The organism is Nocardiopsis metallicus, from assembly GCF_014201115.1.
Lineage (GTDB): Bacteria > Actinomycetota > Actinomycetes > Streptosporangiales > Streptosporangiaceae > Nocardiopsis > Nocardiopsis metallicus.
The window spans coordinates 4,088,477-4,109,466 of sequence record NZ_JACHDO010000001.1 but is presented as its reverse complement, the minus strand read 5'-3'; the positions used below and the strand labels follow the sequence as shown (position 1 = coordinate 4,109,466).

Below are 20,990 nucleotides of genomic sequence, written 5' to 3'. Positions count from 1 at the left end.
CGGCGCCCCGGCCCGGTTTTCCGGAGGGAAACAGAAAGCGGACATTATGGCTTTTATGTTAATTCGTCCTATGACCTGATGACGTGTTGCGGAATTGTGTTCGCGTGGATACCCAATGTCACCGGAGTGGGGCGTGGGTGGCTCAGGGGAAGGTGGTGCTCAGTTAAACACATGCGGGCCAAAAGCACGCCTATGGATCACGGCACAGATCTGAAACGGTTGTATTAATACCCAGCCGTCTATCTTCCCAGGCGGTCCCGGGCCGGTTTAGGGTCCGAGCATCGTTCAGGGCCTCAAACCCCCCGTCCCCCATCACCGAGGTGGACCATGTTCACGAAGTCTTCCCGAAAGCCGCTCGGCCTCGTGGCCGTAGCGGCGTCGCTCACTCTGGTGGCGACAGCCTGTGCGGAGAGCGACCGAGGCGGCGCGGGCGGCGGCGACGAGCAGCCGTTCGTCTTCGCCTCGGCCGGTGACATCGCATCGCTCGACCCCTTCCTCGCGACTGACGGAGAGACCTTCCGCTACAGTCGCCAGGTTTTCGAAACCCTTCTGGAGCACGAATCCGGCGGTTCCGAAATCGTCGGAGGACTGGCCGAGACCTGGGAGCAGTCCGAGGACGGTACCGTCTGGACCTTCGGTCTCCGCGACGGCGTGGAGTTCCACGACGGCGACGAACTGAACGCCGAAGCGGTCTGCGCCAATTTCGACCGCTGGTTCAATCTGACCGGCGCCTACCAGAGCTCCAACAACTCCTATTACTGGCAGAAGATCTTCGGCGGATTCGCGGAGAACGACGAGGACCACGCCCCGCCGGAGCCGCGTTACGTCTCCTGTGACGCCGAGGACGAGCTCACCGTCGTCATCGAGGTCAGCGAGTACTCCTCCCTCTACCCGGGCGGTTTCAGCCTCGCGGCCTTCGGCATCATGAGCCCCAGCAGCCTGGAGGCCATGGAAGGCCAGGAGATCGGCGGTGAGGAGGGCAACCCCACCCTGCCCGAGTACAGCCAGGTCCCCGGCACGGTCGCCGGCACTGGTCCGTTCACCGTCGAGGAGTGGAACCAGGACCAGAGCGAGATCACCTTCAACCGCTTCGACGGCTACTGGGGAGACCCGGCGGGCTTCGAGAGGATGATCATCCGGGCCATCCCGGACGAGAACGCCCGCCGCCAGGCCCTGGAGGCCAACGACATCCACGGGTACGACCTGGTCGCCCCCGCCGACGTCGGCCCGCTCCAGGACGCGGGCTTCGAGGTGCCCACCCGCGACGTGTTCAACGTCCTCTACCTGGCCTACCAGCAGGACCACGAGGCACTGGCCGAGCTGGAGGTCCGTGAGGCCCTCTCACACGCGGTCAACCGCCAGCGCATCGTGGACACCATCCTGCCCGAGGGCGGCGAGGTCGCCACGCAGTTCCACCCGGACACCCTCGACGGCTGGTCCCCCAACGTGCGCGAGTTCGAGTACGACCCCGAGCTCGCCCAGGAGAAGCTCGCCGACGCGGGTTACGAGGACCTCGAGATCGAGTTCTGCTACCCGACCGAGGTGACCCGACCGTACATGCCCGCCCCCAAGGACATCTTCGACGTCATCACTGAAGACCTCCAGGAAGCCGGCGTGACCGTCGAGGCCACGAGCTACGAGTGGGCCGAGTACATCAACCAGACCGACAGCGGTAACTGCCCGCTCTACCTGCTCGGCTGGACCGGTGACTACAACGACGCCTACAACTTCATCGGCACCTGGTTCGCCGGACCCAGCAGCGCCTGGGGCGTGGACGACGAGGAGCTCTTCGACAAGATGGCAGAGGTGAGCGGCAACCCCGACGAGGAAGAGCGCGTCGCCGGTTACCAGGAGCTCAACGAGATGGTGATGGACATCCTGCCCGGACTGCCCATCTCCAGCTCCCCGCCCTCCATCGCGTTCTCCGCGGACGTCAACCCGCCCAACGTCAGCCCGCTGACCCAGGAGAACTTCGCCGAGGCCTCCTGGAAGTAGGGGAGCAGGCGCAAGCTCCTCTCCCCGACCCCAGAGCTGCGTTCACCGGGCCCGGCCGGTCCTGACCGGTCGGGCCCTCGCACGGCGGGCTCCCTATGAAGGCCCCGCGCGGCCTCTCCCCCCCACGGCGGCCCCGTCCCCCCCCCACGGAACCCCGCCGGGCCCCTCGGGAAACCCCCGCAAGTCCATCCGTTCATCCCGCCACACCCCGGCGGGGACGCTTCGCGTCCATCGTTCCCACCACTGGCGAAAGGCGGCGAAGGTGCTGCGATTCATCGTCAGGCGACTCCTACAGCTGATCCCGACACTCGGCGGCCTGTCGATCCTGCTGTTCGTCTGGCTCCAAAGACTTCCGGGCGGACCGGAGTACGCCCTCCTCCCCGACGACGCGACCGCGGAGCAACGCGCTGCTCTGCGCCGCTCGCTCGGCCTGGACGAACCCCTCGCGGTCCAGTACCTGTCCTTCCTCGGCAGGATCGTCCAAGGGGACCTGGGAACCTCACTCCAGACCAGCCGACCGGTCCTGGAGGAGTTCTTCCTCCGTTTCCCGGCCACGTTCGAACTGGCCGTGACGGCGATGCTCATCGCCGTCACCGTGGGGCTGCCCCTGGGCTACCTGGCGGCGCGCAAACGTGGCACCGTGCTGGACTTCGCCGCGGTCGGCGGCTCCCTCCTGGGCATCTGCACCCCCGTCTTCTTCCTGGCGTTCATCCTCAAGGTGATCTTCGCTGAGAATCTCGGGTGGTTCCCGTCGGCCTTCCGGCTCTCCCCGGGGCTGAGCCGTACCGACATCACCGGGTTCGTCGTCCTGGACGGCCTCATGACCCGCGAGTGGGACGTGGTCGCCGACGCCCTCGCGCACCTGGCCCTGCCGGGGCTGGCACTGGCCTCCATCCCGTTGGCCGTCATCACCCGCATGACCCGCGCCAGCGTCCTGGAGGTCATGGGCGAGGACTACGTCCGCACCGCCAACGCCAAGGGCCTGCACCGCACCACGGTGCGCACCCGCCACGTGCTGCGCAACGCCCTGCTGCCGGTGGTCACGGCCGTCGGACTGCTCGCGGGCAGCCTCTTCGCCGGGGCGGTCCTCACCGAGAGCGTCTTCGCCTTCCCCGGCATCGGCTCCTTCGTCTACGCGGCCACCCAGACCCGTGACTACCCGGTGCTCACCGGGTTCATCCTGCTCATCGCCACCATGTACGTGTTCATCAACCTCCTGGTCGACATCTCGTACAGCCTCCTCGACCCGAGAGTGCGGGCCCAGTGATGCCTACGACACCGAGTTCGAACCCGTCCGAGGTTCCGGGCGCGACCGGGGCTCCGGGCGCGACCGGGGCCGAAGAGAAGATCCCGTTCCACAAGCGCAAGGCCGCCAAGGTCGACCGCCTCGCCGAGCTCATGGGCGACCGCGGCGACGACGGCCACGGCTCCGGGATCTGGCGCGAGGCCTTCCAACGGATGCGCCGCAGCCCCATGGCGATCACCGGAGCGGTCATCGTCGCGCTGTTCGTCGTCATCGCGCTGTTCTCGCCGCTCATCGCGCCCTACAGCCCCACCTCCCAGGCCTGGGGCAACGAGGTCTTCCCCAACCGCAACGAGTTCGTCGGCCCGCGTGCCGAGAACTGGCTCGGCCTGGACCACCTGGGCCGGGACATGTTCTCCCGCATGGTGATCGGCGCCCGCCAGACCCTGCTGGTCGGTGTGGTCGCCACCCTCGTCGGCTTCTTCTTCGGCGCGATCCTCGGCGGCCTCGCCGGGGCCTGCTCGGTGCTCGGCGGCCGCTGGGGGCGCCAGGTCGACAACGTGGTGATGCGCATCATCGACATGATGCTGGCCATGCCGACCCTGCTGCTCGCCGTCACCGTCGCCGCCCTGGTCGGGCCCAGCCTCACCACGGTCATGATCGCGGTCGGTATCGCCCAGATCCCGATCTTCGCCCGTCTGCTGCGCGGCGCGATGATCTCCCAGGGCAACCGCGAGTACGTGCTGGCCGCCCAGGCGCTGGGCGTGCGCAAGCGCAAGATCGCCCTCACCCACATCCTGCCCAACTCCATGGGTCCGGTGATCGTGCAGTCCACGCTCACCCTGGCGACCGCCATCATCGACGCGGCCGCACTGTCCTACCTGGGCCTGGGCAACCCGGACGCGAACTTCCCCGAGTGGGGAACGATGCTCTCCGAAGCCCAGCGGTTCCTGTCCAGCGCACCGTCCCTGGCCGTCTACCCGGCCCTGGGCATCATCATCACCGCACTCGGCTTCACCCTGCTGGGTGAGGCGCTGCGTGAGGCGCTCGACCCGAAGTTGAGGAAGTGACCATGAGTTCCAGCACGCCGCTGTTGGCGGTGGACGAGCTGTCCGTGGCGTTCCACCGCAGAGGGCACGGGGAGACCCGCGCCGTCGACGGGGTCTCCTTCACCCTGGAGGAAGGAAAGGTCACCGGCCTGGTCGGTGAGTCCGGCTGCGGCAAGAGCGTCACCTCCCTGGCCCTCATGGGGCTGCTCCCGGACCGGGGCGTGAGGGTCGGCGGCAGCGCCGTCTTGCGCCTGTCCGACCGGGGTGAGGAGGTCGTGGAGGCGGACCTGCTCCGCATCTCCAACCGCCGGATGCGCGACCTGCGCGGCTCCCAGCTGGCGATGATCTTCCAGGATCCGCTCAGCTCGCTCAACCCGGTGGTCCCCATCGGCGTCCAGGTCACCGAGATCCTCAAGCGCCACCGCGGTCTGCGCGGCACGCCCGCCCGCAAGGAGGCCGCCGACCTGCTCTACCGGGTGGGCATCCCCGACCCCGCCCGCCGCCTGAACGAGTACCCGCACCAGCTGTCCGGCGGGATGCGCCAGCGCGCGCTCATCGCGATGGCGGTGGCCTGCAAACCGCGTCTGATGATCGCCGACGAGCCCACCACCGCGCTGGACGTCACCATCCAGGCCCAGATTCTGGAACTGCTCAAGGACCTGGTCACCGAGGAGGGCACGGCCCTGCTCATGATCACCCACGACCTCGGCGTGGTGGCCGGTCTCTGCGACGACATCAACGTCCTGTACGCGGGCCGGGCCGTGGAGACCGCCGAGCGCGGTCCCCTGTTCGCCGACCCCACCCACCCCTACACGGTGGGCCTGCTCGGCTCCATCCCCCGCCTGGACGCGCCGCGCGGCGAACCGCTCACCCCGGTGCGGGGTTCGGTCAACGACAACATCGCCTGGACGGACGGGTGCGCGTTCGCCCCCCGCTGCGACCACTACACGATGGAGTGCCTGCAGGGGCCGCCTCCACTGGTCCAGGTGGCCAACGGCGCCGGAGAAGGCGACGACGCGGGCTCGGCACACGTCCACCGCTGTGTGAACCCCATCAGCCACCCCGAGGTGGTGGACCGGGCCGTACTGGAGAGCCCGGCCGTGGCGGGCGACGACGAGGAGGAGCGGGCATGAGCCTGCTGGAGATCAAGGACCTCAAGGTCCACTTCCCGATCAAACGCGGTGTGGTCTTCGACCGGACCGTCGGGCACGTGCGCGCCGTGGACGGGGTCTCGCTCAGCATCGAGCCGGGCCAGACCTACGGCCTGGTCGGCGAGTCCGGCTGCGGCAAGACCACCCTGGGCCGCGCTGTGCTGCGGCTGAACCAGATCACCGAGGGCGAGGTGTGGTTCGACGGGCGCGACCTGGCCCGTCTCGACTCGGAGTCGATGCGCCGCGAGCGGGCCAAGCTCCAGATGGTCTTCCAGGACCCGCTGGGCAGCCTCAACCCGCGCCAGAACATCGGCTCCATCCTCCTGGAGGGTCTGCAGACCCACGGGATCGGCGGGCCGTCCGAGGAGGAGGCCAGGGGCCTCAGCCGCAGCGAGCGCCGCCGCCGGACCACGCAGGACCAGCACCGCCGCGTGGTGGACGCCCTGGAGCGCGTGGGCCTGTCCGCCAAGGCCCTCCAGCGCTACCCGCACGAGTTCTCCGGCGGTCAGCGCCAGCGCATCGGCATCGCCCGCGCTCTGGTGCTGGAGCCCGACCTGATCATCTGCGACGAGCCGGTCTCGGCCCTGGACGTGTCCATCCAGGCGCAGGTGCTCAACCTGCTGGAGGAGCTCCAGGGGGAACTGGGCCTGACCTACCTGGTCATCGCGCACGACCTCGCCGTGGTGCGGCACGTCAGCGACGTGGTGGGGGTGATGTACCTGGGTTCGATGGTCGAGGAGGCGACCAGCGACGAGCTGTACGAGACCCCGGTGCACCCCTACACCCGGTCCCTGATGTCGGCCGTGCCGGTCCCGGACCCGACGGTGGAGGACACCCGCGAGCGCATCCTGCTCGCCGGTGACCTGCCCTCGCCCGCCAAGCCGCCCACGGGCTGCCGATTCCATACCCGGTGCCCGTGGCGCCAGGAGGAGCTCTGCGACACCGAGCGGCCGGAGCTGCGCCCGCTGCACGGCGACCAGGGCAGCGGTACCCACCGGGTGGCCTGCCACTACGCGGAGCAGATCCTGTCCGGCGAGATCCAGCCGAGCGAGGAGCGCGCCGAACGCATCGTGCACGCCGCGAGCTGACCCGCCGCGCCCATCCTCCCCTTCGTGATCTTGCTACCAGGGGCAAGTTCGGCGCTGATTTCGCTCCTGGTAGCAAGATCACGGAACATGGGTCGGAGATTGGGGCGCCCCCTGGGAGGTGCTCAGCCCCCCGCTCCGGTTACGGAGGCGAGGATGTACTGGGGCCGTTTCAGGTCCTGCCAGGTGAAGCGGACGATACGTACGCCCGGATGCCACCGTTGCAGGGCGTTCTGTCGCTCCCGGTCCCTGAGCAGTGCCTGAGGAAGGCCGTGCGGACCGTGCCCGTCGGCCTCACCGACGAGCTGGTACTCCTCCCACCAGAAGTCGGCGATGCCGATGGTACGACCGTGTCCGTCTCGAAAGCGGTGCTGCAGGCTCGTCGGAGGCACCCCGCCGTCCACGCAGATCAGGCGCACCCGGGTCTCCAAGGGGCTCTCGGAACGACCATCGGCCAAGGGCCACCACCGGCGGACGTTCACACAGCCCCTGCGGCCACGGTTGGCCAGCTCCAGCCCCGGCACCTCCTCTTCGAGAACGAGCCCTTGGTGCGGCGCGGAGTCCATGAGGCATACCGCGCTCTCCCGGTCCACGCGCAGCAGAGTGTCACGCAGGGTCCTACCGGGGTCGGTCAAGCGGATGCCCGCCCTCGTGCTGATTTCTTCAGGACGCACCTGCCAGCTGTGCAGTGTGACGCGGTGGTGGTGTCGCTGGGCGCCGAGCGCCGGAATGACCATGTGCACGGTTCGCCCGTCCCATCGGGGTAGGCCCTGCATCCCCCACAGGAGGGCGGCGGTCTCGCCACCGGCGAAGGCCTCCGGTCCGAGGGCCAGTTGGGCGGCCATGGTCGCTGAGCGAAGGTGTGCGTCCGAGCCGGAAGGGGAGGCCAGGCTTCGTACGGTGTAGACGCCGGTGTGCGGATGCCCCCATACACCGTTGCGAACAAGGCGGCGGGCGTCGCTCTTGGTTACACCGGCGGTACTGGCCTGTTCCCAGCTGAGTACTCCGTGCTGCCGAGCGGCGATGGCGAGGGCGGTGCCGGGAACGGTACGGGTACCGCGCGCGGCAGGGTACGGATCGGTGCGTCGTCGCTGGCTGGAGGCCGTGGATCGCCCGGGGTGTGGTGAGGAGGCGGGACCTCGGCGAGGTTCGGGAGGGTTCATCCCTTCAGCGTGCGGTCGCATCGCTTCAGAAGCGATGCCCTGTTGCCAGGCTGTGGATAACCCGCCTCCTTTCTTCCGTGATCTTGCTACCAGGGGCAAGTTCGGCGCCGATTTCGCTCCTGGTAGCAAGATCACGGCGGAGAGGGGTCACAGGTTCACCGGGCGGACGAACCTTCGGCACACGTACACCCGCCCGAACTTCTCGCGGAGCTCCGCCTCCTCGCACAGGTCCGCGTGCAGGAAGGCCTTGCCCACGTGGAAGCCGACCAGCGGCGCCGCTGCCCCGGCTGCCTCCGCGCCGTCGGCGTGGACATGCACGTAGTGGTCCTGCTCGGTGAAGCCCATCGCCCGGTACCAGCCCAGGACCTCGGGCTGGTCGCGGGTGTAGGCGTCCAAGGTGCGGACCCCGGCTTCCCGCAGCGGCACCAGGAGAGCCTCCAGCAGGGCGGTCCCGATACCGCGTCCCTGGTGATCCGGGTGGACCGCGATGGTGTCGATCGTGGCTTCCTCCCCGCACAGTTCCGCGTCGAGGACCCCGACCACCGTTCCGTCGGAAACGGCCACCAGCTCCACCCCGGGCCCCTCGAACTCCGTCTTGGTGGTCTTCACGTCGTCGTAGTAGGGGGTGTAAAGGAAGGACAGGACCCGGCAGCGCAGCCACCGGTCCTCGTCGGAGGGGCGGTAGGGGCGGATCTCCAAGTTGGTCACGGCGGCCATTCTCATCGTCGGGAAGGCCTGTCGCCAAAGGGTTTTCGTCTGGGCGAAGCCCTCATGGGCCTCGGCTCCGCGCGGGTGTGCCTCCCTGAGCAGGCAATACCGGTGCGTCACCGCTCGCAATCGCGAGACGCCGGTTTTCCGAGCGGAGTCTCCCAATCGTGATTTTCCGGTTATGGGTTTGTCGGCTATGTGAGAGGGGAACAAGAGTAAGTTTCTTGGGTCACCCTTTTCACTCCTGTCCACACCCGCCTCGGTGGACCCCGTCATTTCACAGGAGTCCCTCGTGTTCACTTCCCCTGGTGTCGGCGCGTTCGGCGTCCGGCTCTTCGGCGCCGCCGCCCTCACGGCAGGCATCGTTCTCAGCGCGGGAACCGCAGCCGCCGCCGCGCCCGGCGACAACGGCACCGTCAAGATCCACAACCCCGAAACCCCCGACGAGGACAACCGCAACGAGCCCAAGGTCTGCGAGTTCAAGGTCGTCGCCTTCGGCTTCGACGCGGGCCAGGAGGTCTCCTGGGAGATCCTGACCCACGGCGGACCGCCCAACTCGCGCACCGTCGAGCTGGAGGGCGAGCTCGTCCTCGACGAGGAGGGGGCCGGCAGCACCGAGCTCCTCAACCTCGACAACGGCCACTACAAGCTCGAGTGGAGCTTCGACGGGCAGAAGGGCAAGGGCGGCAAGCACAAGGTCTTCAAGGTCGACTGCCCCGAGGGGGACGAGGAGACCGAGCCGAGCCCCACCCCGGAGCCGAGCCCCACTCCGACCGATGAGCCGGAGGCGGAGACCCCGGAGACCCCGGAGACCCCGGAGACCCCCGAGACCCCGGACACCCCGGACGAGGGCAAGACCCCCGGCGAGGAGGGCGACCTGCCCGAGAGCGGCTCCGAGGAGGAGCCCGAGCCCACCAGCCCCGTCACCGAGGCTGGCCCGGGCCAGGAGAAGGACGGTAGCGACCTGGCCGTGACCGGTTCGGCCCTGGCCGGTCTGGTGGCCGCCGGCGCCCTTGCCGCCGCCGGTGGCGGCGCGGCCCTGTACATGAGCCGTAAGCGCCGCGCTGGGGGCACCGACTCCGAGGCGTAGAACGCTGGCTCCGGATGGCCCCGTCCGGAGCCGCACGGGGGCGGGACCGGTGCTCCGGTCCCGCCCTTCGCCGTGCCCGGGTAGGCCGTGCCATGACATCCAGCACGGTGACAGGACCGGTGGGGCCGTGACCTCCGTGACTGGTGGCACGGGGCGGCGCCCCTGAAGAATCGGAGACATGACCCCCTCTGACGCGCGGCACACTCCGCCGTACCAGGACCAGCCCGCCCCCGACCAGCCCGCCCCCGACCAGCCCGCCCCCGAACAGCCCGCCCCCGAGGGCCCCGGGCAGCGGCCCCGGGCCGAGGCGGCGCCGCGCAACGTACTGCTGGTGGCCCTCGCGGTCGGCGCGGTGGTCGCCCTGGCCGCCGTCCTGCTCTTCCCGCTCCTGCCGCACCGTTCCCCGGCTCCGGCGGTGGAGTTCGAGGGTGACGAGGCCCTGGTCGCCGACGTGTCGGCCGCCCTGGACCCCGGCCGGGTGCAGGGCCTGGCCGTCGCCCGGTTCCCCAACGACGCCCCCGAGCAGGTCGAGTGGGTGACCGCGGGCACCGCTGACGGCACGGCGCCGATCACCACGACCACCCCGTTCGAGACCGGCTCGGTGTTCAAGGTCTTCACCGCCATGACCCTCGCCGACATGGTGGCCGCCGGGGAGACCTCCCTGGACCGCACTGTCGGCGAGATCTTCCCGGACACCGAGTTCGCCGACCCGGCTATCGCCGGGGCCACGCTGGAGGACCTGGCCACCCATCACGCGGGGTTCGTCACGCAGATGGAGGAGGGTCCGCTCGGGGCGCTGCGCAGGAACGCCTGGGGTGACTCCTACCGCCAGGCGGTGCCGCCGCTGGAGTTCGCCGCCACCGCGCAGGCAGCTGTCCCCGGTAGCTTCATGTACAGCAACGCCGGGTACGCGCTCCTGGGTGAGGCCCTGGCCGAGGAGTCCGGTACCCCCTACCCGGAGCTGGTGCGCGAACGGGTCCTGGACCCGCTGCGTCTGGACGCGACCGTGATCAGCGACGCCGGGGTGCCCGAGGGCGGGGCAGGTCCGTACACCGAGCCCGGGTCGCGGGTCCAGGAGTGGCGCAACACCGACTACGCGGCCGCCGGGGTCGCGACCTGGGGCACCCCCGAGGACCTGGTCCGCTTCATGGCCGCGGTGGCCGAGGGCGAAGCGCCCGGAATGGCTGCTCTGGACCCCGTCCACGAGACGGTCGAGTTCGAGGTTCCGCAGGCGGAGCCGGAAGGGCTCGGTATCGGGCTCGGCTGGCGCCTGCTCGACGTGCCCGGCGTCGGCCAGGTGACCTGGCACAGCGGCGGTTCCTTCGGCACCCGCACCATGATCGCCACGGACGGGGAACAGTCGGTGGTGGTCATGGCCAACAGCCTCGGCGTCGAGGCCCCGGCACTCGCCTTCCAACTGCTCGGTGACGACCCCCAGCGGATCCCCGGCAGCCCGGTACCGGTGAAGCTGCTCGTAAGCTACTTCACGGTGCTGGTCCCCGCCGCGCTCCTGCTCGCCCTGGTGCTGCGCCGCCGAACCCTGCTCACGCGGCGGCCGCTGGACCGGCTGCGGATCGTCTCGCTCACCCTCGGCGCCCTGGCCTGGAACCTGCTGGGGCTGCGGCACGGGGACTGGGTCGGCGCCCCGGCGTTCGTCTGGGCCCTGGGCCTCGGTCTGGTCGCCGCCGCGGTCACCGTCGGCGCCTGGCACTGGCGCCGGGTTCCGGTGGAGGCGGGCCGCTTCCGCTGGCTGCACGTGACGGTGTTCGTCCTGTCGCTGCTCTTCTCCCTCGGCCTGGGCACTCTGATGGCCTGGGGCCTGACGGTCGCCTGGTCCTGATCCGCTACCGGCCCTGGCCGCTCTCCCACGAGGCGCACCAGAGGGCCAGGGCGGTGCGGTCGCGCAGGCCGAGCTTGCGCAGGGCGTTGGTGACGTGGTTGCGGACGGTCCCCTCGGACAGGAACAGGGTGCGGGCGACCTCGCGGTTGCTGGCCCCGGTCCCGATCAGGCGCACCACGTCCCATTCCCGGTCGGTGAGGCCGTGGGAGTCCGACTGTGGCGGCGCGGGCGCGGGTTCCGGGGCCGGTCCGCTGCTGGCAGCACCCGCGAGGTTGGCGATCATCCGTTCCGCAGCGTGTCCGAACAGGACGCTCTCCCCCCGGGCCGCTCGGCGGACGGACTCGGCGACCTCCTCGGGTTCGGCGTCCTTGAGCAGGTAGCCCTTCGCGCCCGCGCGCAGGCAGGCGAACAGGTGCTCGTCCTCGTCGAAGCTGGTCAGCACCACCGCGGCCACACCGGGGTGGCGCTTGGCCAGGTGCCCGATCAGCTCGGTGCCGTCCATCCGCGGCATGTGCACGTCCACCAGGGCCACGTGCGGCGGTTCGGTGAGGTCGGGGGAGCCGAGGAGTTCGAGCGCGGCCACCCCGTCCTCTGCCTCGCCCACCACCTCGATGTCCCCTTCGGCGGCCAGCAGCCGGGCCATCCCGCGCCGGAGGATCCGGTGGTCGTCCACCAGGATCACCCGGACCCGCTCGGCCCCGTGGTTCGGCTGCGACATCACACCGCCTCCAGTTCCCGTGCTTGATCGTTGGTCATGACCGGGAGCCGGGCCCGGAGCTCGAACCCGCCTCCCGGGCGGGCCCCGGTCTCCAGTGCCCCGTTCAGCCCGGCCAGGCGTTCGCGCAGCGCGGTCAGCCCGAAGCCCGGCGCCCCCTCGCCCGGGCCCCGCCCGTCGTCGGCGACGATCAGGTCCAGCCGATCCGCCCCGGCGTGCACGGCCACCTCGATCCGGCTCGCCCCGGAATGCCGCAACGCGTTGGTCAGTGCCTCCTGCACGCACCGGAACGCGACCAGCTCGGCCTCGCCGTCCAGGTCCTCGGGCCACTCGCCGCTGCTGGTGAAGGAGGTGGTCACCCCCAGCTCGCCGAAGGAGTCCGTGAGCGAGCGCAGCGCGGCCGGACCGGAACGCTCGGCCAACGCGATGGGTTTGAGGGCCCGCACCCAGCGGCGGGTGTCGGCCAGGGTCTCCTTGGTGAGCCTGCGTGCCTGACCGATGTCCTCGCGGAGGTCGTCGAGGAGGTCGCGAGGCGGGTCCTCTGGGAGGGCCGCGACCGCGCGTTCGGCGTTGGCCAGGCACAGGTGGACGGCGCTCAGGTGGTGGCCGGTGCTGTCGTGCATCTCCCGGGCCATCCGGGCGCGCTCGTCGGCGATGGCGCGCTCCCGGTCGCGGGCGGCGTGCGCGCGCAGCTGATCGTGGGCCCGCGCCAGCTCCGCCAGGAGTTCACGGGTGCGCTGGGACTGCCGGACGGCGCCGATCAGGGTCAGCACGGCGGCGACCACCCCGAGCCCGTAGACCAGCAGGAGAGCCCCGTTGAACAGCGCGTGGCCGGTGGCGAACCCGGGAGCGGCCAGGCCCATTCCCATGTTGACCAGTGCGAACAGCAGTGCCATGGCCAGTCCGCCGAGCGGCCCGAAGGCGCACACGGCGAGGGCGATCGCGACGGCGATCAGACCGAAGAAGCCGAACTCCACCGTGACCGGCATGAGCAGGGCGCTGCTGGCGAGGAAGCCCACGGTGGCGGCCCGGCGGTGGGCTGGGGCGCCGCGCTCCCAGGCGGTGAGGGGCCACAGCGCGCACAGGGGCAGCAGCGCGCCCAGCATGAGGAGGAAGACGGGGGCGGGGTACACGTACTGAGCCGGGACCAACCGCCCCTCGGCCAGGGCGTTGAGGCCGCGCACCAGGACGAAGCCGAGCACGACGGCGCCGAACACGAGGTGGAGGACGAGGCGGGGGCGGGGGCCGCGCGGGTCCAGGAGGTCGACCAGCGATCGCTGGGGGAGGTCGGGCATGCCCCAACTCTCCCAAAGCCGGTGTCCCCGCGCGAAGGGGCGTGACAGATGCCCCATGACATCCGTGACTGTCGCGGGGCAGACGGGCGGTGCCAGGATGGGGCACGGTGTGGGAGGCGGCACCGAAGCCCTCTGGGCTGGAGACGGAGCCAGGAGGGAATGATGGAGGTATGGAAGCCACAGCGGGTGTGAGCGAACGGCCCGGCGCCGGGCTGTTCCTGTACGACCGGGACTGCGGGTTTTGCCAGCGGGCGGTCGGCTTCGCCCGTGAGCGACTGCGCACACGGACGGCCTTCGCGGCCTGGCAGGACGTCCACCTCGACGCCCTGGGGCTGACCCCCGAGCAGACCGATGAGCGGGCCTGGGTCGTCTACCCGGACGGGCGGCGCCTGGCCGGGGGAGACGCGGTCGCCGGGGTCCTCCTGGCCGCCGGGTTCCCCACGAGGGTCCTGGGCCGCCTGATGCTCCTGCCCGGAGCGCGTCTGCTCAGCCGCGCGGCCTACCGGGTCGTGGCCGCCAACCGGTACCGGCTGCCCGGCGGCACCGCCGCCTGTGCCCTCCCCACCAGCTCCCTCCGGAACCCGAAGTAGCAAAGGACCCGTAGTGAACCCGCTGGCCGAGAACGCCGACCAGATGATGCCCCTTGTTCCGTTCGTCATCCTCATGGTGACCGTGGTGCTCATGGCGGGGGCCCTGGTGCTCATGGGGGTGTTGGGGGCCCAGCGGCGGATCAAACCGAACGAGTTCTTCGGGATCCGGACCGCCTACACCCGCTCCGGCGAGTTCGCCTGGTACACCGTGCACGAGGTCTCGGCGCGCTGGTCGGTCGTGGCCGGGCTGGCCTGCCTGCCCTCGCTGGTCCTGGTCCCCATCGCGACCACCCCGAACGGGCAGGTCGCCGCCCTGCTCGTGCCCATGGGGCTCAGCCTCACCCTGCTGGTCCTCGGCTCCTGGCGGGCGCACAAGGTGTCCCGGGAACGGGAGGCCCGGGAGGCGGGTCGCGCAGACCTTCCCTGAACCAGGCCTGCCCTGAATCCGCCCCGGCCCACGCCTGGGCCCGTCCCGCTCCCTGTCGGCTCAGCCCGCAGCGCGCAGCTCCCGGCACACCGCCAGGACCCGCTCGCGCAGCACGGCCCCGCGTTCGGCGAAGTCGCGCTGGTACTCCATGTAGGCCGCCTTGCCCTCGGCGGTCTCGATCCGCACCGGCTCGTACCCCCAGTCCCTTAGGTCGTAGGGGGAGGCGCGCATGTCCAGGACCCGGATCTCCTTGGAGAGCTCGAAGCAGTCCGCCACCAGCTCCGACGGCACCGCCGGGGTGAGCTTGTACGCCCACTTGTACAGGTCCATGTTGGCGTGCAGGCAGCCCGGCTGGTCCAGTTCCGCCTGCCGCTCCCGGGTGGGCTGGAGCGTGTTGAGCGGGCGCGCGGGCCCGGTGAAGAACCGGAACGCGTCGAAGTGCGAGCACTGGATCCGGTGTGACTCCACCACCCGGTCAGTGCCCTCGCGGCCCAGCCGCAGCGGCACCTGGCCGTGCCGGACCTCCTCGGTGCGGTACGCCATCGCCCACTCGTGCAGTCCGAAACAGCCCAGGTGCGCGGGGCGCCCGGCCACCGACGACAGCAGCCGCTCCACGAAGTCCAGGACCGGCCGCGCGGCCAGGAACGCGGGCACGTCCAGCCCCACCCCGCCCGGAAGCTCGGTGTAGAAGCGCTCCGTGAGCCGCCCGCGCGCGCCCTCGCCCAGCAGCACCGAACCCGCGCCCGGGTGCCAGCGCCGCAGCTGCGACGGCTTGAGGTTGTAGTAGGTGAACAGGAAGTCCTCGACCGGGTGCCGCTCGCCCGCGCTCCTGCGCCGCAGGTGGTCGCCGACCAGCGCGTCCACGCGTCGTGCGTGCCGCTCGGCGCGCTCGCGCCACTCCGGCTCCGTCAGAGTCCGCGTCAGGCCCGCCAGGCCTGTAGTACTCGTTCCCGTCACGACCCCCAGGGTATGCGCGCCGCACCGCGGTCCGGCGTCTACTCTGCTGGGGTGCTGACTATCCCCACCGACGAACAGATCCGGGCCCTCCACGAGCGCCACGCGCCCACCGCCGAGGCCTTCGACCGGGTGTACACCCATTGCCGGGTGGTGTGCGAGGTGGCTGAACAGCTCCTGGACCGCGCCGCCCCCGGCGTGAACGCCGACCTCGTGCGCGCGGGCTGCCTGCTCCACGACATCGGCGTGTACCGGCTGTACGGTCCGGACGGGCGGCTCGACGGCTCCCGCTACGTCAGCCACGGGGTGCTCGGCCACGAGCTTCTGGCGGGGGAGGGGCTGCCCGAGACCCTGTGCCGCTTCTGCTCCCACCACACCGGGGTGGGGATCACCCGCGAGGACGTGCGTTCCCAGGGGCTGCCCGTCCCGGTGGCCGACTACCTCGCCTCCTCACCCGAGGAGGAGCTGGTCATGTACGCGGACAAGTTCCACAGCAAGAGCCAGCCGCCGACCTTCCTCACCGCCGCCTCCTTCGCGGCCAAGGTGCGGCGCTTCGGCTCGGACAAGGAGCTCCGGTTCAAGGAGATGGTGGATCGGTACGGCGAGCCGGACCTGGCCGCGCTGTCCGCCGCCTACGGCCACAGGGTGGTCTGACCGCGTGGCCTGAACCGCGCTGCTTCGACCCGTGTCAGTTCGACTGCTGCACCGGCAGGTGGCGGCCCAGGTAGCCCACGTACACCCGGTTGGTGGTGTCCGGGCCCAGGTGCGGGTAGAAGTACAGCCGCGGGCAGATGCCGTACTCGATGTCCAGCTTGATGTGCGCGTACATCGGCACCCGGCCCGCCGGGTGCACCTCGGTCGGTACCCGGAACACCCGTTTCTCGTTGAGCTTGCCGCGGTTGCGCACGTAGTCCGACTCCTGCGAGGCCAGTCGCTTGACCGGGATCACCCGGTAGCCGTCCGGGGGATCGCGCAGGTAGGAGTGGAAGCCCAGCCCGCTGCCGGGGTTGTCGAACTGGTAGCGCGCGTAGTCGTTCAGCGCCAGCAGCGCCTCCCAGGCCCGGGTCACCCACAGCCCCTCCTTGCGGCTGTCGGAGAGCTCGTACACCGTCTGGTCCTCGATGGTGAAGAACAGGTGCGGCAGCGCCGTGCCGTCGGTGATCCGCTCCAGCAGTTCCGCCACGCTGGACGGCGGCCGCTGCTCGGGGTCGTGCGGTGCCGGGGTCGCGGCCAGCCGGAACAGGCCCTCCTCCCGGATCCGCTCGCGCAGCCACTGCGCTTCGTAGCGGGCGCTGCGCCGCTCGTCCCGGGCGGAGTTCAGCTCCTCGGTGAGGTCCGCGGTCTCCGCAAGCAGGGCCTGGCGCTCCTCCGAGAGCTCCCCGATCCGCGCGCTGAGCCGGCGCACCTCCTCTCTGAGCCGCTGGGCCTGTTGCTCCTGGGCCTGGGCGGCGGCCAGTTCCGCGATGATGACCGAGTCCGGCTCGGACTGGTGCGCGATGGTGTTCCCCGATCCGGTCGTTGCTGTCTGCTGTGACGCGGGGGGAAGCGGAGTGCTGGGACCCCGGCGCAGGTCCTCGGTCTCCTCCGACAGAAGGATGTCGATCGCCTTGAGCGCCTCGGGCAGCGCCAGTCCGACGGCGTTGTCGCGCACTCTCCGGGACAGCGCGGCGCCCACCCAGTTGCGCACGCGCTCGCCGTCGCGGGCGGTGTCCAGGGTGGTCGGGCTCATCCTGGGGTGGCGCTGGGCGTCCTCCGGATCTGCCAGGTCCACCCCTGGTAAGAAGGTGCGCACCCCGCCCGCGGGCACGTCCAGGTCCCGGGGCAGGATCCCGCCCACCTGGTCCAGGGCGGCTCCGTCCAGCACGTACCCGGCGCACATTCCGGTGCAGCGGGACAGGGAGCCGGCCATCGAGTTGCGCCAGTCGGCGACGGTCACGTCACGGGGCGCCCCGGTGGCCACGATGGCCAGTCTGCGCAGGGGATCGCGCACGCTGGAGATCAGCGCCGCCACGTCGGCGTCATCGCGCCCGCGCACGATCCGCGGCGTGGAGGGCAGGGGGTGGGCGCCGTCGTGCGCGGCGACCGCCTCCAGCAGCATGCGCGCCGCCTCGGGCGGCATCACGTCCAGGCGGGGGGCGTCCGGGGTGTCGGCGGCGGAGACGGGGTCGACGGTCATGTCGATCCACACGTAGTTCCACGGCGAGAGCTCGGGGTCCACGACGACGGTGGCCAGGGTCCGCCACACCCCGTCGGCCTTGTCGGACTCCGTGGTCAGTCGCAGGAAGGTGAGCCCCTCATCGGTGTTCTCGTGCCGCGCGACCAGCGCGCGCGAGCGGTTGCTGAGCTCGTAGCGGCCCGGCGAACCGAAGTCCACGCGCGCGCCCGAGTTGCCGCGTTTGCTCAGCCAGCGGGAGAGGACGGCCGAAGCGACGGCGACGAGATCCCCGTCGTCGTCGTGGACGGCGACGAGCGTGCGGTAGACAAGCGGCAATGAGCCCTCCCGGGTTCCCGTCAGCGGCGGCGGACCCGAGGGCCTGGCCCAGTGTTCCAGAAAGGTTGGCGCTGGCAGAGCCCTCTTTTACCACTGTGTATCAAGGACAGCTCACGCGCCAGCCGGTTGACCAAAGAACCGTTGACCGGATTGTCATCCCACGGCTCACACGCTGTACCGATCGTTCACCCAGGGGAGGTCCGCCTCGTCCACGTGTACACGCCACTCGGCGTCCGGGATGGCCTCCCCTAGCCGGGTGAGCGCTGAGGTGGAGCGGGGCACCGACAGCCCGGACCGGATGCGCCACAGTGGCCAACTCTCGGTCCTCGGTTGGCAACTGTGGACAAAGCGGTCCTGCCCGGGCGCGGGTTAGCGTCACCGGCATGAGCACGCACCCGTTCTGGCTGGCCGGAACCGCCGCGACCGGCGACACCGAGATGACCGTCCGCAACCCCTACACCGGCGAGGCGGCGGGCGTCGTCTCCGTGCCCACCGGGGCCCAGGTGGAGGCCGCCGTCGCCGCCGCGGACGCGGTGGCCGCCCAGGCCGCCGCCCTGCCCGCGCACGTACGCGCCGGGGCCCTCGACCACGTCTCCCGGCGCATCGGCGAGCGCGCCGAGGAGATCGCCCGGACCATCACCGCCGAGAGCGGTAAGCCGATCAAGTGGGCCCGCGCCGAGGCCGGGCGCGCCGTCTCGGTGTTCCGCTGGGCCGCCGAGGAGGCCCGCCGGGACAGCGGCGAGCTCCAGCGCCTGGACACCGACCCGGGCGGTACCGGGCGGATGGCCATGGTCCGCAGGGTCCCCAAGGGTCCGGTCCTGGGCATCTCCCCGTTCAACTTCCCGCTCAACCTGGTCGCCCACAAGGTCGCTCCGGCCATCGCCGTGGGCGCCCCGGTGATCCTCAAGCCCGCCCCCGCCACCCCGGTCACCGCGCTGATCCTCGGTGCGATCCTCGCCGAGACCGACCTGCCCGCGGGCATGTTCTCGGTGCTGCCCATGCCCAACGAGCTGGCCGCCCCGCTGATCACCGACGAGCGCCTGCCCGTCGTCTCCTTCACCGGCGGCCCCTTCGGCTGGGAGATCCAGCGGCGCGCCCCGCACAAGCACGTCACCCTGGAGCTCGGCGGCAACGCCGCGGCCGTGGTGCTCGACGACGCCGACCTCGACTGGGCCGCTCAGCGGGTCGCGCTGTTCGGCAACAACCAGGCCGGCCAGGTGTGCATCGGCGTGCAGCGGGTCGTGGTCACCGAGTCCGTCTACGAGGAGTTCCTGCCGCGTCTGGTCAACCAGGTCGAGGCCCTCGGTACCGGGGACCCGGCCGACCCGAAGACCGACGTCGGTCCGCTGGTCGACGAGGCCGCCGCCGATCGGGTGTCCTCCTGGATCGAGGAGGCGGTCGCCGCGGGGGCGCGACTGCTCACCGGCGGCACCCGTGACGGCGTCACCGTCGCGCCGACCGTCCTGGCGGACGTGCCCGCCGACGCCAAGGTGGTGCGCGAGGAGGTGTTCGGCCCCGTGCTGGTGATCCAGCGGGTCGCCGACACCGACGCCGCCTTCGCCGCGGTCAACGACAGCGACTTCGGCCTGCAGGCCGGGGTCTTCACCCGTGACCTGCCCACCGCCTTCCGCGCCCACCGCGAGCTGGAGGTGGGCGGCGTGGTCATCGGCGACGTCCCCACCTTCCGCGCCGACCAGATGCCCTACGGCGGCGTCAAGCGTTCGGGTGTGGGCAAGGAGGGCCTGCGCGCCGCGATGACCGACCTCACCCACGAGCGGGTCCTCGTCCTCACCGGTATCGACCTCTAGACCGGGGGAGAGCCGGGTCCGGTGGCGGCCGGACCAGGAGAAGAACGGCGGGGCGGTGGTGACCGGGGATGGCACCACCGCCCCGCCGTTCCGTTTCGGCGCGGGCCTGACCCGGCCGGCCGCCATACGGGCGGCCCCGGGCCTAGAGCTGGTTGGCGTGGTCGAAGAGGCGCTTGGCCTCGGCGCCCAGACGCGGCCCGTACTGCGTGTTGCGGTCGTCGGCGTACTTGAAGCTCACCACCGAGGAGATGGTGCCCTGCCCGGTGGCGGGGTCGAAGCCGGTGAACCAGGGGCCGCCGCTGGAGCCCTGGGTCATGGTGCAGCGGACGCCGTTGGCGGTGGTGCCGCCGGTGTCGGGAACGGTGCGGCCGGAGCAGTAGTGCAGGTGGCGGCCGTTGAAGGGTGAGGCGGCCGGGTAGCCGAAGGTGTACACCTGTACCCCGTCGCGGACCCGCTGCTCGGTCCAGGTGTCGAAGGCGATCTTCTGGGCGCCGACCCGGTCCTGCGCGCTGGCGCCGCCGTCCCGGTTCAGCACCACCATCGCGAAGTCGTAGCTGTCGTCGGCCCGGTTGGCCCACTGCGGGGCGACCATGAGGTCGCGGGCGGTGAACTTGCCGTGCGGGCTGGAGCCGTCGGCGTAGCCGGGGACGAAGGTCCAGTTGCGGGCCCAGGAGCCGCGGCCGTCCTTGGCGCAGTGCCCGGCGGTCACCAGGGTGCTGCCGTTGGCGGAGTCCACGACCGATGCCGAACACGTGAAGTCGCGTCCGTCCATGGTCAGGTACACCTTGCCGGTGGTCCGGCTGACGCGGCCGCCGTCGTTCCAGCGCTCCCCGTCGCTGTCGGGCCGGGCGGCCTGCGGCTCGACCCCGGCGGGGGACGGGCGCAGGGGGTCGGCGAGCCCGAGGGCGGAGTCGACCAGGCTGGAGATGGGCTGCGCGGCGGCCATCCGCTCGCTGGTCCAGTAGTCGAGGACGGCGGCGTTCTGCTCGTCGGTCACCGCCCCGGTCTGGTGGACGACCCCGTCCATCCGGGTGGCGGCGACCCGACTCTGCTGAACGGGTGTTTCGGGGGCCAGCGAGCCCGGGTGGGCGGCGGAGGCGTGCAGGGCCTGGGTGACGGCCGAGGCCGGGGCGGGCAGGTGGTCGACGAGGGCCAGACCCCCGAGGGCGACCGCGGCGGCGGCCAGCGGCGCGAGGATCTTGCGTGCGGTGGACGAGGTCATGGCCACGATCTTTGCACACTTTGAGTAACTCAATAACTACTTTTAGTTTGTGTCGTGGCTTCTTCGGGAAGCGAGGGGCGACCGGCCGGCCCTGCGGGAGTCCGGGCCGACCGGTCGCCGGTCTCACGGTTTCCTCCTGGTTGAAAACCGAGGTATCGGTCAAG

The 20,990-nt window shown here is 70.9% G+C and carries 18 protein-coding genes; 11 read left to right on the top strand and 7 right to left on the bottom strand.

Annotated elements, in window-relative coordinates:
- Nucleotides 1–327 precede the first annotated feature (327 nt).
- From HNR07_RS17895 to HNR07_RS17875, 5 genes are all read left to right on the top strand, one after another.
- Nucleotides 328–1,995, top strand: coding sequence for an ABC transporter substrate-binding protein (locus HNR07_RS17895; RefSeq protein ID WP_184365969.1), 1,668 nt, complete (start codon nt 328–330; stop codon nt 1,993–1,995).
- Between the two features lie 262 nt (nt 1,996–2,257).
- A complete protein-coding gene (locus HNR07_RS17890; protein ID WP_184365968.1) occupies nt 2,258–3,262 on the top strand; it encodes an ABC transporter permease in 1,005 nt (334 codons plus the stop codon).
- Nucleotides 3,262–4,308, top strand: coding sequence for an ABC transporter permease (locus tag HNR07_RS17885; protein ID WP_184365967.1), 1,047 nt, complete (start codon nt 3,262–3,264; stop codon nt 4,306–4,308). The genes HNR07_RS17890 and HNR07_RS17885 overlap by 1 nt, the downstream gene beginning before the upstream one ends.
- 2 nt (nt 4,309–4,310) lie before the next feature.
- A complete protein-coding gene (locus HNR07_RS17880; protein WP_184365966.1) occupies nt 4,311–5,420 on the top strand; it encodes an ABC transporter ATP-binding protein in 1,110 nt (369 codons plus the stop codon).
- The gene (locus HNR07_RS17875; RefSeq protein WP_184365965.1) at nt 5,417–6,526 is read left to right on the top strand and encodes an ABC transporter ATP-binding protein; all 1,110 of its coding nucleotides are present in this window, start codon (nt 5,417–5,419) and stop codon (nt 6,524–6,526) included. The genes HNR07_RS17880 and HNR07_RS17875 overlap by 4 nt, the downstream gene beginning before the upstream one ends.
- Nucleotides 6,527–6,648: 122 nt before the next feature.
- Here the strand turns inward: HNR07_RS17875 and HNR07_RS17870 are convergent, their stop codons facing one another.
- Together HNR07_RS17870 and HNR07_RS17865 are read right to left on the bottom strand one after the other, a co-directional pair.
- Nucleotides 6,649–7,368, bottom strand: a complete 720-nt coding sequence (locus tag HNR07_RS17870) for an endonuclease domain-containing protein (protein ID WP_221318862.1) — start codon at nt 7,366–7,368, stop codon at nt 6,649–6,651.
- Between the two features lie 465 nt (nt 7,369–7,833).
- Complete coding sequence (locus HNR07_RS17865) at nt 7,834–8,403, bottom strand: GNAT family N-acetyltransferase (protein WP_184365964.1); 570 nt, start codon at nt 8,401–8,403, stop codon at nt 7,834–7,836.
- A 283-nt stretch (nt 8,404–8,686) separates the two neighbouring features.
- Between HNR07_RS17865 and HNR07_RS17860 the strand changes: the two genes are divergently transcribed.
- Both HNR07_RS17860 and HNR07_RS17855 read left to right on the top strand, forming a co-directional pair.
- On the top strand, nt 8,687–9,484 hold the full coding sequence (locus HNR07_RS17860; RefSeq protein WP_312893873.1) for a hypothetical protein: 798 nt from the start codon (nt 8,687–8,689) through the stop codon (nt 9,482–9,484).
- 178 nt (nt 9,485–9,662) lie between these two features.
- The gene (locus tag HNR07_RS17855) at nt 9,663–11,324 is read left to right on the top strand and encodes a serine hydrolase domain-containing protein (RefSeq protein ID WP_184365962.1); all 1,662 of its coding nucleotides are present in this window, start codon (nt 9,663–9,665) and stop codon (nt 11,322–11,324) included.
- A 4-nt stretch (nt 11,325–11,328) separates the two neighbouring features.
- Here HNR07_RS17855 and HNR07_RS17850 read toward each other — a convergent pair whose 3' ends face one another.
- Both HNR07_RS17850 and HNR07_RS17845 read right to left on the bottom strand, forming a co-directional pair.
- Nucleotides 11,329–12,042: a response regulator gene (locus tag HNR07_RS17850; protein ID WP_184365961.1), complete on the bottom strand. Its 714-nt coding sequence runs from the start codon at nt 12,040–12,042 to the stop codon at nt 11,329–11,331.
- Nucleotides 12,042–13,334, bottom strand: a complete 1,293-nt coding sequence (locus HNR07_RS17845) for a sensor histidine kinase (RefSeq protein WP_184365960.1) — start codon at nt 13,332–13,334, stop codon at nt 12,042–12,044. The genes HNR07_RS17850 and HNR07_RS17845 overlap by 1 nt, the downstream gene beginning before the upstream one ends.
- 170 nt (nt 13,335–13,504) lie before the next feature.
- Here HNR07_RS17845 and HNR07_RS17840 point away from each other — a divergent pair, with 170 nt between their 5' ends.
- The gene (locus HNR07_RS17840; protein ID WP_184365959.1) at nt 13,505–13,924 is read left to right on the top strand and encodes a thiol-disulfide oxidoreductase DCC family protein; all 420 of its coding nucleotides are present in this window, start codon (nt 13,505–13,507) and stop codon (nt 13,922–13,924) included.
- A gap of 13 nt (nt 13,925–13,937) precedes the next feature.
- Entirely contained in the window at nt 13,938–14,351 is a 414-nt protein-coding gene (locus HNR07_RS17835) for an SdpI family protein (RefSeq protein WP_184365958.1), read from the top strand.
- A 60-nt stretch (nt 14,352–14,411) separates the two neighbouring features.
- Here HNR07_RS17835 and HNR07_RS17830 read toward each other — a convergent pair whose 3' ends face one another.
- A complete protein-coding gene (locus HNR07_RS17830; RefSeq protein WP_312893872.1) occupies nt 14,412–15,308 on the bottom strand; it encodes a 3-methyladenine DNA glycosylase in 897 nt (298 codons plus the stop codon).
- 54 nt (nt 15,309–15,362) lie between these two features.
- Here HNR07_RS17830 and HNR07_RS17825 point away from each other — a divergent pair, with 54 nt between their 5' ends.
- The gene (locus HNR07_RS17825) at nt 15,363–15,959 is read left to right on the top strand and encodes an HD domain-containing protein (protein WP_184372235.1); all 597 of its coding nucleotides are present in this window, start codon (nt 15,363–15,365) and stop codon (nt 15,957–15,959) included.
- Nucleotides 15,960–15,993: 34 nt separating this feature from the next.
- On the opposite strand, the gene HNR07_RS17820 is transcribed toward HNR07_RS17825, so the two are convergent.
- Complete coding sequence (locus tag HNR07_RS17820) at nt 15,994–17,796, bottom strand: cell division protein ZapB (RefSeq protein WP_184365957.1); 1,803 nt, start codon at nt 17,794–17,796, stop codon at nt 15,994–15,996.
- A gap of 383 nt (nt 17,797–18,179) precedes the next feature.
- On the opposite strand from HNR07_RS17820, the gene HNR07_RS17815 reads away from it, so the two are divergent.
- Complete coding sequence (locus HNR07_RS17815; RefSeq protein ID WP_184365956.1) at nt 18,180–19,604, top strand: aldehyde dehydrogenase family protein; 1,425 nt, start codon at nt 18,180–18,182, stop codon at nt 19,602–19,604.
- Nucleotides 19,605–19,746: 142 nt separating this feature from the next.
- Here HNR07_RS17815 and HNR07_RS17810 read toward each other — a convergent pair whose 3' ends face one another.
- A complete protein-coding gene (locus tag HNR07_RS17810) occupies nt 19,747–20,826 on the bottom strand; it encodes a trypsin-like serine peptidase (RefSeq protein ID WP_184365955.1) in 1,080 nt (359 codons plus the stop codon).
- Between the last annotated feature and the right edge of the window lie 164 nt (nt 20,827–20,990).

What these genes read in the sequence shown, in the direction of transcription:
- HNR07_RS17850 (WP_184365961.1), bottom strand. Translation starts at nt 12,042, where the DNA reads ATGTCGCAGCCGAACCACGGGGCCGAGCGGGTCCGGGTGATCCTGGTG.
- HNR07_RS17880 (WP_184365966.1), top strand. Translation starts at nt 4,311, where the DNA reads ATGAGTTCCAGCACGCCGCTGTTGGCGGTGGACGAGCTGTCCGTGGCG.
- HNR07_RS17870 (WP_221318862.1), bottom strand. Translation starts at nt 7,368, where the DNA reads ATGGCCGCCCAACTGGCCCTCGGACCGGAGGCCTTCGCCGGTGGCGAG.
- HNR07_RS17810 (WP_184365955.1), bottom strand. Translation starts at nt 20,826, where the DNA reads ATGACCTCGTCCACCGCACGCAAGATCCTCGCGCCGCTGGCCGCCGCC.
- HNR07_RS17840 (WP_184365959.1), top strand. Translation starts at nt 13,505, where the DNA reads ATGGAAGCCACAGCGGGTGTGAGCGAACGGCCCGGCGCCGGGCTGTTC.
- HNR07_RS17865 (WP_184365964.1), bottom strand. Translation starts at nt 8,403, where the DNA reads ATGGCCGCCGTGACCAACTTGGAGATCCGCCCCTACCGCCCCTCCGAC.
- HNR07_RS17815 (WP_184365956.1), top strand. Translation starts at nt 18,180, where the DNA reads ATGAGCACGCACCCGTTCTGGCTGGCCGGAACCGCCGCGACCGGCGAC.
- HNR07_RS17895 (WP_184365969.1), top strand. Translation starts at nt 328, where the DNA reads ATGTTCACGAAGTCTTCCCGAAAGCCGCTCGGCCTCGTGGCCGTAGCG.
- HNR07_RS17845 (WP_184365960.1), bottom strand. Translation starts at nt 13,334, where the DNA reads ATGCCCGACCTCCCCCAGCGATCGCTGGTCGACCTCCTGGACCCGCGC.
- HNR07_RS17885 (WP_184365967.1), top strand. Translation starts at nt 3,262, where the DNA reads ATGCCTACGACACCGAGTTCGAACCCGTCCGAGGTTCCGGGCGCGACC.
- HNR07_RS17855 (WP_184365962.1), top strand. Translation starts at nt 9,663, where the DNA reads ATGACCCCCTCTGACGCGCGGCACACTCCGCCGTACCAGGACCAGCCC.
- HNR07_RS17875 (WP_184365965.1), top strand. Translation starts at nt 5,417, where the DNA reads ATGAGCCTGCTGGAGATCAAGGACCTCAAGGTCCACTTCCCGATCAAA.